Raw genomic sequence first — 13,762 nt, forward strand, 5'->3', positions numbered from 1 at the left:
TTTGTCCGTGGGCACCCGGACAAATTTTTCGAAAGGAGGGAAAGCATGAAAAGTCTGCACTCATTTTTTTACTCGAACGAAGATTTTAATACTGTTGTTACCGGCCTGAAGGAGGGGCTGAAGGAACAGCTGCTGGCAGGTTTGTCAGGTTCAGCAAGATCCCTCTTCACCTCCTCTTTATATATGGAAACTGGAGAATCCGTCCTCGTTGTCACACATAACCTCTATCAAGCCCAAAAGGTATTCGAAGATTTGGCGAATTTAGCGGGGAAAAATGTTTTCCTGTACCCGGTCAATGAAGTCATTGCATCCGACATGGCCGTGGCGAGTCCGGAGCTGATGGCTCAGAGAATGGAAGTGCTGAACCATCTTGCCTCAGGGAAAAAAGGAATCGTTGTCGCTCCCGCAGCCGCGCTGAGAAGGCTGCTTCCGTCTAAATCCTTATGGAACGCAAGCCAAAAAACATTGGCCCTCGGAGAAGAACTGGATACGGATTCCTTTTACGCATGGCTTTCGCAAATTGGCTATGAACGGACCAATATGGTTTCAGCACCCGGTGAATTCAGTGTCCGGGGAGGAATCATTGATGTATATCCGCTGACAGAAGAAAATCCGGTCAGAATTGAACTCTTTGATATTGAAATTGATTCAATCCGTGCCTTTGACCTGGCTGATCAGCGCTCATTGGAGAAGATGGAGTCTATCACGCTTGGACCGGCGAAGGAAATTCTGCTCCACCGCGAGCATTTAGAGCGCTGTGAAGAGAAGCTGGAAGCGGCCCTTGCCAAATCCTTGAAAAAACTGAAGAACGATCAGCAGAAAGAATTGCTCCTTCAGAATGTCCAGCATGAACTGGAGATGCTGAAGAATGGCCAAGTGACAGAAGAAATGCACAAATATGTTTCCTTCTTCTACGGGCAGCCTGCTAGTTTGATAGATTATTTTGATGGAACGGCAACGGTTGTAATGGATGAAATAAGCCGTATTCACGAAATGATGGAGCAGCTTGAAAATGAAGAAGCGGACTGGATTACAAGCATGCTTGAGAACGGAAAGATTGTTCACGATGTAAAGATCTCGCATGAGCACCCGCTGTCACTGACGGCCCAGCCGATTGTCTACCTATCCTTATTTTTGCGGCATGTTCCTCACACGAGTCCGCAAAATATCTTGAATGTTTCGTGCAAGCAAATGCAGAATTTCCATGGCCAGATGAATGTGCTCAAGGGCGAGCTCGACCGCTGGAATAAAGGAAAATTCATTACCGTTTTCCTTGGAGCCAGCGCAGAGCGGGTGCAAAAACTCGAGCAGGTTCTTCAGGATTATGATATGGAAGCGGCCATTGTAAAAGACGGCGATCCTTTCAAACCGGGGAAAGCGTATATTTTAGAAGGAGACCTGCAAACAGGTTTCGAACTGCCTTTACAGAAAATCTCGGTGATCACAGAAGAAGAGCTCTTTAAAAAACGGGTGAAAAAACAGCCGAGACGCCAAAAGCTTTCCAATGCAGAGCGCATTAAAAGCTACTCGGAGCTTCAAACAGGCGACTACGTGGTTCATATCAACCACGGGATCGGAAAGTACCTGGGGATTGAAACACTGGAGATCAACGGCAATCATAAAGATTATCTTCATATCCGATATCAGGGTTCTGACAAACTTTATGTACCGGTTGAACAAATTGATCAAGTGCAAAAGTATGTGGGCTCAGAAGGAAAAGAGCCGAAAATTTATAAACTGGGCGGCAATGACTGGCGCCGTGTGAAGAAGAAGGTAGAATCATCTGTTCAGGATATTGCAGATGATTTAATCAAGCTTTATGCGGAAAGGGAAGCGAGCAGGGGCTATGCTTTTTCACCGGACGGCGAAATGCAGCGCGAGTTTGAGGCGGCCTTCCCTTATCAGGAAACGGAAGACCAAATTCGTTCCATCCATGAAATTAAGCTGGATATGGAGCGGGAACGTCCGATGGACCGTCTATTATGCGGCGACGTTGGATATGGAAAGACGGAGGTGGCCATCCGCGCCGCATTCAAGGCTATTGCAGACGGGAAACAGGTCGCCCTGCTTGTTCCGACGACCATTTTAGCCCAGCAGCACTACGAAACCGTCCGCGAACGATTCCAGGATTATCCGATGACAGTCGGTCTTCTCAGCCGTTTCAGAACGCGGAAGGAAATGAATGAAACAACAAAAGGACTGGAAAACGGTACAGTCGATCTTGTCATCGGTACTCACCGTCTTCTTTCCAAGGATGTAAAATATAAAAATCTCGGTCTGCTCATTATTGATGAAGAACAAAGGTTTGGAGTCACTCATAAGGAAAAAATTAAGCAAATGAAAGCAAACGTGGACGTGCTTACTCTGACCGCGACGCCGATCCCGAGAACGCTCCATATGTCCATGCTTGGCGTGAGAGATCTCTCGGTTATTGAGACGCCGCCTGAAAACCGCTATCCTGTTCAGACGTACGTAGTGGAGAATAATGGAGGGCTTGTAAGAGAAGCGATTGAGCGCGAGCTGTCCCGCGGCGGCCAGGTGTATGTTCTTTACAACAGGGTGGAGGATATCAGCCGAAAAGCAGATGAGATATCGATGCTCGTTCCGGATGCGAGGGTGACGTATGCCCACGGAAAAATGACGGAAAATGAATTGGAATCCGTTATGCTGAATTTTCTTGAAGGGCAGTCTGACGTGCTTGTCAGCACGACCATCATCGAAACGGGAGTGGATATCCCGAACGTGAATACCCTGATTGTGTATGATGCAGATAAAATGGGTTTATCCCAGCTTTATCAGCTTAGGGGGCGTGTCGGCCGTTCAAGCCGGGTCGCTTATGCTTATTTCACGTACCGGAAAGATAAAGTGCTGACAGAGGTAGCTGAAAAAAGACTTCAGGCAATCAAGGAATTTACAGAGCTTGGTTCAGGGTTCAAAATTGCGATGAGGGATTTGTCGATTCGGGGAGCAGGAAACCTGCTCGGTGCCCAGCAGCACGGTTTTATCGACTCAGTAGGATTCGATTTGTACTCTCAAATGCTGAAAGAAGCGATCGAAGAGCGAAAAGGAGATGCACCGAAAGAAAAAGCATTTGAACCGGAAATCGATTTGGATCTGGATGCATACATTCCGGAAGCGTATATTGCAGATGGGAAGCAGAAAATTGATATGTATAAACGTTTCAGGGCGATTTCTTCAGAAGAGGAGCTTTCAGAACTTCAGGAGGAGATGACGGATCGCTTTGGCACGTATCCTTCTGAAGTCAGCTATCTCTTTAAAGTGGCGGAGGCTAAACTTTTCGCGGTCCGGGAACAAGTCGAAACGATCAAAGAAGTCAAAGACGTTATCTATATGTCAATCAGCGAAGAAGCGAGCAAACAGGCAGATGGACAGAAACTGTTTGAACTTAGCAGCCAGTATGGAAGAAAAGTCGGGCTTGGAATGGATGCGAATAAGCTGAAAATTTCCATTCAAACGAAAGGTCTGGGAGCGGATGAGCGCCTGTCGATTTTGATTGGCCTCCTTAAAGGGCTTCAGCATGTGAAGAAGGAAGAAATTTCAGCCAGCTGATCTTTTGCTTATATTTTCATTTATTGTGTGTATATTACCTTTATTGTGAAGGATACTAATTTCAAACAAAAGGTGAATGCAGCTATTCGGCAGACACCATGTATCAATTCACAAGATGAAAGTGAGGCAGCAATAGATGAAAGCAACTGGCATTGTTCGTCGAATTGATGATTTAGGACGTGTGGTGATTCCGAAAGAAATCCGCAGAACGCTTCGTATCCGAGAAGGGGATCCGCTGGAAATTTTCGTTGACCGCGACGGAGAAGTCATTCTAAAGAAATATTCGCCTATTAGTGAACTGGGTGATTTTGCAAGAGAATATGCTGACGCTTTATATGACAGCATGGGTCATCCTGTACTGATTTGCGACAGAGATGCATTCATTGCCGTTTCGGGAAGCTCCAAAAAAGAGTACTTAAACCGAAATATCAGTGAAGATATAGAGAGAGCGATGGAAGAAAGAAGCTCGGTTCTTAAAACAGAATCCAGTGAATTACAGCTCCTTGAGGGAGTCAAAGAAGAAGTCAAAGCCTACACCATCGGTCCGATCATTGCAAATGGCGATCCAATCGGTGCAGTGGTGATCTTTTCAAAAGAAGGCTCACTTGGAGAAGTAGAGAAAAAAGCGGTAGAAACGGCTGCTGGCTTCCTTGCCCGCCAAATGGAGAACTAGGTTTCGATCTTATCATATGTATTACGAAAAGACAGCCTACGGGCTGTCTTTTAATGTATAGCGTGTTTTTAAAAACGGATTGCAGACCAAAATTTAGTGAAAGACCTTGGACCGGCCTGTGTTTCGGGCAGCTTCGCTTTATTTGGTCCTCGGGAGGAGAGGCAGTTCTGCGTTTCGGCAGGATGGCGTGCCCTTAGCAGAACGTCCTAACTGAAAGCGCCTCTCGGTCGGGAGCTCCACCGTCTTTCGCGGCTAAGCAAGCGCCCTCCGCTTTTCCAATTGTCCAGTTCCGCCGTCTAGCCCCTCGGCCGCTTCGCTCCCTCGGGCCCGCAGGAGGCGGGTCAGTTCTGCGTTTCGGCAGGATGGCGTGCCCTTGGCAGAACGTCCTTACTGAAAGCGCCTCTCGGTCGGGAGCTCCACCGTCTTTCACGGCTAAGCGAGCGCCATCCGCTTTTCCAATTGTCCAGCTCCGCACGCTAAGTCGCCAGCCTGTTTCACTTCTTCGGTCGAGGGCCCGCAGGAGGCGGGTCAGTTCTGCGTTGCGGCAGGACGCCGCGCACTTAGCAGAACGTCCTTACTGAATGCGCCTCTCGGTCAGAAGCTCCAACATGCTTGCGACTTGAGCAAGCGTGCTCCACATTTCCAATTGTCCAGCTCCGGGCGCTAGCCGTTCGGCCGCTTCGCTCCCTCGGGCCCGCAGGAGGCGGGTCAGTTCTGCGTTGCGGCAGGACGCCGCGCACTTAGCAGAACATCCTTGCTGAAAGCGCCTCTCGGTCGAAAGCTCCACCGTCTTTCGGGGCTGAACAAGACGCCTCCGCTTTTCCAATTGTCCAGCTCCGGGCGCTAGCCGTTCGGCCGCTTCGCTCCCTCGGTCGAGGCAAAAAGCGCCTCTCGGTCGGGAGCTCCACCGTCTTTCACGGCTAAGCGAGCGCCCTCCGCTTTTCCTGTGATATAATATCTTCGTCAGCTGATTTGAAAGTGGGGATGGCTGTGCCTTCTAGAAAGAGTGCGATTTGGCAAGGGGCTTTCGTGTTGACGATAGCCGGTTTGCTTACGAAAATCATGAGTGCAGCCTACCGGGTGCCTTATCAAAATATTGTCGGAGATATTGGCTTTTACATATATCAGCAGGTTTATCCGTTTTATGGGATATCTATTATGCTTGCTACATCGGGATTTCCGGTCATTGTTTCAAAGCTTTTTGCTGAATATGGAGAAGGACATAATCCTGCTGATTTGCGGAAAATCTGGAAAGTCAGCAGCTTATTTCTAGTGTTTACCGGTCTTTTATCCTTTTCTCTTTTGTATGCAGGTTCAGGCTGGATAGCGGGCATCATGGGAGATATGCATCTGAAGCCGTTAATTGAAATTATCTCCTTTTCTTTTTTGCTCGTTCCTTTTGTTTCGGTGCTTAGAGGTTATTTTCAAGGGATGCATCATATGTTTCCGACGGCCCTTTCACAGGTGGTCGAACAGGCATTCCGTGTGATTACCATTATCGGTGTAGCCTACGTTCTTTTAAAGAACCACCAGAATTTATATGAAGCGGGACAGGGGGCGCTCGCCGGATCTTTAACTGGAGGCGCTGCCGCTCTCGTCGTTCTGGCGGTTTACTGGTTCCGCAGAGATCAAATTGAATTGAACGCACCGGTTAGTCCATCTTCTATACGAACGGCCGATTTACTAAAGGACTTGATTCTTTTTACTTTTACCATCTGTGTGAGCAGCCTGCTGCTGATTCTGATTCAGCTTGTTGACGCGCTGCAGCTGTTTTCTATGCTCGTCAATAATGGAATGGATCCTGTCGCTGCAAAAACAGCAAAAGGCATCTATGACAGGGGCCAGCCTCTTATTCAGCTGGGAACCGTTGTTGCCACGTCTTTATCCTTGTCGCTCGTCCCCCTTATTTCGAGTGCAAAGCGCCGAAATGATGAGAAGTTTATTAAAGATAAAATCAATCTGTCTATAAAGGTGTGTTTGGCTGTAGGGGCAGGAGCAACGGCCGGACTTATTGGGATCGTAGAAGAAACGAACATCATGCTGTTCCGGAACAATTACGGCTCAGACATTCTGGGGATACTCAGTCTGTCCATTCTGTTTACCTCTCTCTCCATGACGATTGCCGCAATCCTTCAAGGGTTAAATCAAACCATTTATCCCGCCATTGCTGTCATTGCCGGAGTCATGATTAAAATAGCTTTAAATATTGTCCTCATTCCGCGGTATGAAGCGGATGGTGCAGCCGTTGCGTCTGTTGCCGCTTTTTTTGCCGTTGCGGTTTTAAATATTTATTTTTTAAGAAAAAAACAGTACAAGCTTTACGAGTACCGGAGTATAGTGAAAATCGTTTTTTCAGCGGTTTTGATGCTGGCAGTACTGAGGGGCTATATGGCGGGTTTTGAGTGGCTGCTTGGAAGAAACCGGACACTCGCTTCCATTGAGGCCATTACAGCGGTTGCGGCTGGGGCTGCCGTGTATATGTTTTCAGTCATAAAATTAAACGTGTTTAACAGCGATGAATTGGATATTGTGCCTTTTGGTACAAAAATCCGCCTTTGGTCGCGGAAGAAAAGGGATGTGAAAAAATGAATACGATCCATATAACAGGCCTTGGCGCCGGAGACATCAATCAGCTGCCGCTTGGAATTTACCGACTCCTTCAATCTTCAAGCCGGGTTTATGTCAGAACGATGGACCACCCGGTTTTGGAAGAACTCAAAGGGGAAATAGACATAACCGGCTCTTTTGATGATATTTACACGAAGCATGCAAACTTCGGAGATGTGTATGAAGAAATCGCTTCTATTCTAATAAACGAGTCGGTGAATGGAGATGTTGTCTATGCGGTTCCCGGGCACCCGATGGTTGCAGAAAAGACCGTTCAGATTTTGCTCCATGAGGCGCAGCAAGGTTCCTTTAAAGTAAATGTCGCCGGGGGACAAAGCTTTTTGGATGCCACCTTTGCAGCACTGAATATCGATCCGATCGACGGCTTCCAAATGGCAGATGCCCTGACGTTTAAAAAGGGAGAGCTGCAATACAGGCATCATATTGTCCTTTGTCAGGTCTATGACCAAATGGTCGCCTCTGAGGCTAAGCTCACCTTAATGGAGGAGCTTCCCTTCGACTATGAAGTGTACATTGTGACAGCTGCAGGAAGCGTGCAGGAGGAAATTATTAAAGTTCCGCTTTATGAACTTGACCGGGTTTCAGCGGTTTCCAACCTGACAAGTCTCTATATCCCGCCGGTCCAGGATGAGAAGCTCCTGTATCACCGATTTGAGGCGCTCCGCGGAATCATTGCCGCGCTAAGAGGGCCGGGGGGATGCCTGTGGGATCAGAAACAGACATTTCAGTCCTTGAAAAAATATTTGATCGAGGAATGCTACGAGCTTTTGGATGCGATTGAGTCGGAGGACATTGATCATATGATTGAAGAGATGGGGGATGTCCTTCTTCAAGTTGTGCTTCAGGCTCAGATCGGAGAAGATGAAGGACTGTTTTCCATGGATGAAGTCATCCGGTCCATCTCCGAAAAAATGGTTCGGCGTCATCCGCATGTCTTCGGCGACACCCAGGCAGATACGGCTGAAGAAGTCCTGGTAAACTGGGAAGCGATCAAAAAAGCTGAAGGGAAAACAGCGCCCGAATCGCTGCTTGATTCGGTTCCGGGAGCATTGCCTGCCCTGTCGAAGGCTTATCAGCTGCAGAAAAAAGCGGCAAAAGCCGGATTTGACTGGGATAAGGCTGAAGACGCCTGGCTGAAGGTAAAAGAAGAGCTGCTTGAATTCGAAGAAGAGATGAAACAAAATCCTTCAGAAGAGAACAGAGGCCTTCTTAAAGAATTCGGGGATTTGCTGTTTGCCCTTGTGAACATAGGACGTTTCCTGAAAATAGAGCCGGAGGAAGCGCTGTCCTCAACGAATCAGAAATTCACCACCCGTTTTCGCTACATCGAGAAAAAAGCGAAGGAAAATCAGGAAAACCTGGAAGAGCTGCCGCTTGAAAAAATGGACCGCTACTGGGATGAAGCGAAAGAATTGGAATAGAAAGAAGGGGTTCTATATGAGACTGGATAAATTTTTAAAAGTGTCAAGACTGATTAAACGCCGGACGCTTGCAAAGGAAGTGGCCGATCAAGGACGGATTGAAATAAATGGAACAGTGGCCAAAGCGAGCTCCACTTTAAAAGAAGGAGATGAAATGGTTATCCGCTTTGGACAAAAACGGGTAACTGTTAAAGTCGATCATTTAAAAGAAACAACGAAAAAAGAAGATGCCGCTGAAATGTACACCATCATAAAGGAAGAAAAACTCGGCGACAACTAATTCATCCGGCGCAGGCTTGTTCTTTTTCCTCCGTTTTGTTCATACATATAAACAAAACGATATGAGAAGCGGGGGAAAGAGCATGAATTACTATCAGCAAAATCAGCCTCCATCAAAGACTGCTGCGGAGGATCATGATCTTATTATGAAGGGCAGAAAACTCCTGGAAATCACAGGGGTGAAAGAAGTGGAAAGCTTTGATAATGAAGAGTTTTTGCTTGATACGGTAATGGGTGCGCTTGCGATACGGGGCGAAAACCTTCAAATGCAGAACCTGGATGTAGACAAAGGAGTTGTGTCCATTAAAGGACGGATCCTGGACATTGTTTACCTTGATGAGCAGCACGGGGAGAAAGCTAAAGGATTCTTTAGCAAACTGTTTAAATGACGCTAACGGTACAGTTCTACACCATGTTTGCCATGGCAGGAATGGGAGCATGGCTTGGGGCAGCGCTCGATACGTATAGAAGATTTCTCGTTCGTTCCAAAAGGGCTGGCTGGATAGTCTTCTTCCATGATCTTGTGTTCTGGCTGCTCCAAAGTGTTCTCTTTTTTTATGTGCTTCTCCTTGTAAATGAAGGCGAATTGAGAATCTATATGTTTTTGGCCATTCTTTTAGGTTTTGCGGCTTATCAAAGCATGCTGAAGGGTATATATTTGGCAGTATTAAATTTTATGATTCATTCCGTCATGCTGATTCTTAAGATTCTGGGCCGGATTGGCCAGATTTTCCTCATTAAACCGGTCAGGGGAATCCTCTCCCTCATTGTGATGATTGCAGCCGGGCTTCTGAATGTTTTTTTGAAAATATTAAAATGGGCATTCCTTTTAACTTGGGGAGCCGTTAAAATCGTATTAGCGCCTGTACGGTGGATCCTGTTGCTCATCTGGAAGATGCAGCCGCGTTTTTTGAAAAAATTTTTTTCGGGAATCTTTTTGAAATCAGAAGGAATTATGAAGAAAGCCAAGAACTTAATGATTAGTGCATGGAAAACGATTAAACGAATCACTGGAAAGTGAGGGAATGTATAAATGTCAGCAGAAAGAAGCCATAAAGTTACACAGCTTCAATCCCAATACATGCAGCAGCAGGAGCGCAATGATCAGATTATTAAGCGCAGAAAAAGAGGCCTTTACCGGCGATTAGCCGTTTTCGGAGTTGTGGTTGCGATTTTTGCCATTTTTATTATTACAGGAATGATCAATCAGTCAGCGTCTCTGGCAGAGCAATCCGAGCAGAAGGACAAGCTCAGCAGTCAGCTTAAGGATTTGAAAAAAGAACAGAATTTACTGCAGGAAGAAATCGGAAAGCTTAATGACGATGATTACATTGCCGAACTTGCGCGCAGGGACTATTTCCTTTCTGGGGAGAACGAGATTATTTTCAGCTCTCCGGACAAAAAATAGCCTTTATTGACACTATGATTTTGGATTGGGTATAATTAAAGAAATGATGATTTTTTTATCAGTTTAAGGAGGAGCATTTTTTTTATGTCCATTGAAGTTGGCAGCAAGTTACAAGGTAAAGTAACTGGCATTACGAATTTCGGAGCTTTTGTAGAGCTTCCGGGAGGTTCCACGGGTCTAGTTCACATAAGCGAAGTAGCCGATAATTACGTGAAAGACATTAACGACCATCTTAAAGTTGGCGACATGGTTGAAGTCAAAGTCATCAACGTTGAAAAAGATGGAAAGATCGGTCTGTCGATTAAGAAAGCCATCGATCGTCCAGACCGCCCAGAGCGTCCTGAGCGCCCTCGTCAGGATCGCCCGCGTCAAGACCGTCCGCACCGCGGTGGCGGAGGCGGAGGCAGAAGTGATTTCCGTCCGAAAGAAAACTTTGAACAAAAGATGAGCCGCTTCCTAAAAGATAGCGAAGACCGTTTATCTTCTCTAAAAAGAAATACAGAATCAAAACGTGGCGGACGCGGAGCAAGAAGAGGCTAACTTGCTGCTGTCAATATAGATAAAAACACTCCTTGTGGGTGTTTTTTTGTTTTTGTCATGGCAGTAATCCGCTTTTAAAAAAAAATATCAATTAACCCTTGACTGAAAACCCAAACCTTTGTATTATAGAACTTGTGCTTCATAGGACAGCAAGCCTGTCTGAAAGAGGTTCACTCGCACGGCCACGGCAGGCCGGGCAATGATTTGGCGGTGTAGCTCAGCTGGCTAGAGCGTACGGTTCATACCCGTGAGGTCGGGGGTTCGATCCCCTCCGCCGCTACCAATATAAAAACAAAATAATGAGGCCCGTTGGTCAAGCGGTTAAGACACCGCCCTTTCACGGCGGTAACACGGGTTCGAATCCCGTACGGGTCATCATCATGAAAAAAACTCCCAGTTTTGGGAGTTTTTTTGTTTTATACAAATAAAGACTCCTCCCGCGGTTTCCTCTTTTTCCATCTTGGAAGCTTTTTATTCCATTTACTTTTCAGCAGTTTCTACACGTTCAACGAAATCCTGTCAGCAATCTTTCTTTTCTGGTGGAAATGCTGGTGGATTCCCTCAAATCCTTGACGGAGCAAGCCGAAACCGTCGAACACTTCTTTGTGATTGTCCCCTTGTTTTGACAAAATCCATTTTTTGCGTCAGCTATAATTACCTCAACAACCGACTTGGGGGTATGTTAAATGGAAAAAGTTGAAAGAAGATTAATGGAGCCGATTACTGGAGCAGCAATAGAAAAGACTCAGCACGCCATTCAAAGATCTGCGAAACGAGCAGGTGCGTATATTCAATCCATTATGTTTCACAAAGGTCTTTTATATATGTTTATCGGATTTTTACTTGGACGAGCCATCATCCTGACAGAAATTCTGCCGTTTGCCCTTCCGTTCTTTGGAGTCCTCTTCCTGATGAAGAAGGACAAGGCGCTGATTGGGGCGTTGTCACTGGCAGCCGGAGGGCTGACAATCTCGCTTGAAACATCTCTTATCATTACATGCCATTTGCTCTTCTTCTTATTTCTGCAAAAAGCCGGTGCCTTTATATTTAAGGACCGGGTACGGACACTGCCTTTCATCATTTTGCTTTCTGTAGCAGGAACAAGACTCGCCTTCACCTGGATTATATACGGAACTCTTACATCCTATGAAGCAATGATGGCAGGAGTAGAGGCCGGACTGGCATTTATCCTGACGCTCATCTTTCTTCAAAGCATACCGCTTATTTCGAGTCCGCGGTATAAGCAGTCGCTGAAATCTGAAGAAATCATTTGTCTGATGATTCTCATTGCTTCGGTAATGACCGGATTAACCGGGGTCTCTTATATGGACTTTAAAGCGGAACACATATTTTCCAGATATATGGTCCTGCTGTTTGCTTTCATCGGCGGTTCAAGCATCGGCTGTACAGTTGGTGTCGTAACCGGGCTGATTTTGAGTCTTGCTAATGTAGGAAATTTGTATCAAATGAGTCTTCTTGCCTTTTCGGGGCTGCTCGGAGGGCTATTAAAAGAAGGCCAGAAAATTGGGGCGGCAGCCGGCTTGCTGATCGGATCGATGCTGCTGTCCCTTTACGGGGGAGGAACATCCGATCTGATGGCGACCATGGTGGAATCCATGGCGGCAATCCTGTTGTTTTTCCTGACACCAAAGGGGATAACGGCGAGCCTCGCTAAGCACATTCCAGGGACGAATGAGCATGCGATGGAACAGCAGCTTTATGCAACGAGAATCAGGGATGTTACAGCCCATAGAGTGGAGCAGTTCTCGGGCGTGTTTGAAGCGCTGTCCCAAAGCTTTAACGCCTTCTATGAAAAAGGCGAGTCAGATTCAGCGAGGGAAACGGATTTATTCTTAAGCACCATTACAGAAAAGACGTGTCATCACTGCTATAAAAAAGAAAAGTGCTGGGTCAATAATTTTCAGGCCACCTATGATCTGATGACTCAGGTGACGAATGAAACAAGCGCAGATACGTATTCGGTCAATCGGAAGCTGAAAAAAGAATTTCATATGCATTGCTCTAAGGCTACTCAAGTGGAAGTAGCCATCGAACAAGAGCTTAATGAGTTTAAAGCCAACCAAAAATTAAATAAGCAAGTGCAGGAAAGCCGCCGGCTTGTAGCGGAACAGCTGCTGGGCGTCTCCAAAGTGATGGAGGACTTTTCCCGGGAAATCAGAAGAGAGCGGGAAAATCACTTTTTACTGGAAGAGCAGATATTAGAAGCTCTCCAGAACTTCGGTGTTGAAATCGGTCATGTAGAAATATACAGCTTGGAGCAGGGGAATGTGGATATGGAAATGTCCATCCCGTTTTGCCAGGGCCATGGCGAATGCGAAAAAATCATTGCTCCAATGCTTTCAGATATATTGGAAGAGCAGGTCATCGTAAAGCATGAGGAGTGCGGCCTGTATCCTAATGGATTTTGCCACGTATCATTCGGTTCAGCCAAGAGCTTTAAAGTAGATATCGGAGCAGCACATGCTGCAAAAGGAGGAGGCCTCGTTTCAGGAGACAGCTACTCTATGATTGATTTGGGGGTTGGAAAATATGCCATTGCCATAAGCGACGGAATGGGGAATGGAGCAAGAGCGCAGTTTGAAAGCAACGAAACCATTAAGCTCCTTGAAAAAATCCTGCAGTCGGGAATCGATGAGAAGGTAGCGATTAAAACCGTTAACTCCATCCTTTCGCTGAGAACGACAGATGAAGTGTATTCAACACTTGATTTGGCTATTGTAGATTTGCAGGATGCCAAATGCAAATTCCTTAAAATCGGTTCAACGCCAAGCTTTATCAAACGGGGGGATAAAGTGATAAAAATACAGGCGAGCAATTTGCCGATTGGGATCATCGAAGATTTTGAAGTGGAAGTGGTAGGTGAGCAGCTTAAAGCAGGGGATTTGCTTATTATGATGAGCGACGGAATTTTTGAAGGACCAAAACATGTAGAGAATCACGATATTTGGATGAAGAGGAAAGTATCGGAGCTGGAAACAAATGATCCTCAGGAGGTGGCTGATTTAATTATGGAAGAGGTCATTAGGACCCGTTCCGGAAAAATTGAGGATGATATGACCATCATCACAGCAAAGATAGACCATAACACTCCTAAATGGGCGGCTATATCAGCAAACCGCTACTTCCAAAAGGAAAAGCAGAGTGTTTCTTAAAATTAAATAGTATGAAATGGTTCCTCCTGTGGCAAGGATGATAGATATCAGAGTCATTAGGAGGGGAAAG

The 13,762-nt window shown here is 46.2% G+C and carries 10 protein-coding genes and 2 tRNA genes; all 12 read left to right on the forward strand.

Annotated elements, in window-relative coordinates; genetic code table 11:
* The first annotated feature begins 45 nt into the window (after nt 1-45).
* Nucleotides 46-3,570, forward strand: a complete 3,525-nt coding sequence (gene mfd, locus CEF21_RS01920; protein WP_123913168.1) for a transcription-repair coupling factor — start codon at nt 46-48, stop codon at nt 3,568-3,570.
* 136 nt (nt 3,571-3,706) lie between these two features.
* The gene (gene spoVT, locus CEF21_RS01925) at nt 3,707-4,243 is read left to right on the forward strand and encodes a stage V sporulation protein T (RefSeq protein ID WP_123913169.1); all 537 of its coding nucleotides are present in this window, start codon (nt 3,707-3,709) and stop codon (nt 4,241-4,243) included.
* A 984-nt stretch (nt 4,244-5,227) separates the two neighbouring features.
* The gene (locus CEF21_RS01935; protein ID WP_123919911.1) at nt 5,228-6,832 is read left to right on the forward strand and encodes a putative polysaccharide biosynthesis protein; all 1,605 of its coding nucleotides are present in this window, start codon (nt 5,228-5,230) and stop codon (nt 6,830-6,832) included.
* Nucleotides 6,829-8,292: a bifunctional methyltransferase/pyrophosphohydrolase YabN gene (gene yabN / locus CEF21_RS01940; RefSeq protein ID WP_123913170.1), complete on the forward strand. Its 1,464-nt coding sequence runs from the start codon at nt 6,829-6,831 to the stop codon at nt 8,290-8,292. The genes CEF21_RS01935 and yabN overlap by 4 nt, the downstream gene beginning before the upstream one ends.
* 16 nt (nt 8,293-8,308) lie before the next feature.
* Nucleotides 8,309-8,572, forward strand: coding sequence for an RNA-binding S4 domain-containing protein (locus CEF21_RS01945; RefSeq protein ID WP_123913171.1), 264 nt, complete (start codon nt 8,309-8,311; stop codon nt 8,570-8,572).
* 82 nt (nt 8,573-8,654) lie between these two features.
* On the forward strand, nt 8,655-8,960 hold the full coding sequence (yabP, locus tag CEF21_RS01950) for a sporulation protein YabP (RefSeq protein ID WP_123913172.1): 306 nt from the start codon (nt 8,655-8,657) through the stop codon (nt 8,958-8,960).
* A complete protein-coding gene (gene yabQ, locus CEF21_RS01955; RefSeq protein ID WP_123913173.1) occupies nt 8,957-9,592 on the forward strand; it encodes a spore cortex biosynthesis protein YabQ in 636 nt (211 codons plus the stop codon). Before yabP ends, yabQ begins: the two co-directional genes overlap by 4 nt.
* Before the next feature lie 12 nt (nt 9,593-9,604).
* The gene (locus CEF21_RS01960) at nt 9,605-9,979 is read left to right on the forward strand and encodes an FtsB family cell division protein (protein ID WP_123913174.1); all 375 of its coding nucleotides are present in this window, start codon (nt 9,605-9,607) and stop codon (nt 9,977-9,979) included.
* 84 nt (nt 9,980-10,063) lie between these two features.
* Nucleotides 10,064-10,519 (forward strand): S1 domain-containing RNA-binding protein, encoded by a 456-nt coding sequence (locus CEF21_RS01965; RefSeq protein WP_123913175.1) that lies wholly within the window; start codon nt 10,064-10,066, stop codon nt 10,517-10,519.
* 206 nt (nt 10,520-10,725) lie between these two features.
* Nucleotides 10,726-10,802: transfer RNA gene (locus CEF21_RS01970), tRNA-Met, on the forward strand.
* A gap of 20 nt (nt 10,803-10,822) precedes the next feature.
* Nucleotides 10,823-10,894, forward strand: a tRNA-Glu gene (locus tag CEF21_RS01975).
* 311 nt (nt 10,895-11,205) lie between these two features.
* Nucleotides 11,206-13,692 carry a stage II sporulation protein E gene (gene spoIIE / locus CEF21_RS01980; RefSeq protein ID WP_123913176.1) on the forward strand — a complete coding sequence of 829 codons (2,487 nt, stop codon included), beginning with the start codon at nt 11,206-11,208 and terminating at the stop codon, nt 13,690-13,692.
* Nucleotides 13,693-13,762 lie beyond the last annotated feature (70 nt).

This window comes from Bacillus sp. FJAT-42376, assembly GCF_003816055.1.
Classification (GTDB): domain Bacteria; phylum Bacillota; class Bacilli; order Bacillales; family Bacillaceae; genus Metabacillus_B.

Bases quoted from the DNA above. Each gene is read 5' to 3' on its own strand.
- mfd (WP_123913168.1), top strand. From the start codon at position 46: ATGAAAAGTCTGCACTCATTTTTTTACTCGAACGAAGATTTTAATACT.
- spoVT (WP_123913169.1), top strand. From the start codon at position 3,707: ATGAAAGCAACTGGCATTGTTCGTCGAATTGATGATTTAGGACGTGTG.
- CEF21_RS01935 (WP_123919911.1), top strand. From the start codon at position 5,228: ATGGCTGTGCCTTCTAGAAAGAGTGCGATTTGGCAAGGGGCTTTCGTG.
- yabN (WP_123913170.1), top strand. From the start codon at position 6,829: ATGAATACGATCCATATAACAGGCCTTGGCGCCGGAGACATCAATCAG.
- CEF21_RS01945 (WP_123913171.1), top strand. From the start codon at position 8,309: ATGAGACTGGATAAATTTTTAAAAGTGTCAAGACTGATTAAACGCCGG.
- yabP (WP_123913172.1), top strand. From the start codon at position 8,655: ATGAATTACTATCAGCAAAATCAGCCTCCATCAAAGACTGCTGCGGAG.
- yabQ (WP_123913173.1), top strand. From the start codon at position 8,957: ATGACGCTAACGGTACAGTTCTACACCATGTTTGCCATGGCAGGAATG.
- CEF21_RS01960 (WP_123913174.1), top strand. From the start codon at position 9,605: ATGTCAGCAGAAAGAAGCCATAAAGTTACACAGCTTCAATCCCAATAC.
- CEF21_RS01965 (WP_123913175.1), top strand. From the start codon at position 10,064: ATGTCCATTGAAGTTGGCAGCAAGTTACAAGGTAAAGTAACTGGCATT.
- spoIIE (WP_123913176.1), top strand. From the start codon at position 11,206: ATGGAAAAAGTTGAAAGAAGATTAATGGAGCCGATTACTGGAGCAGCA.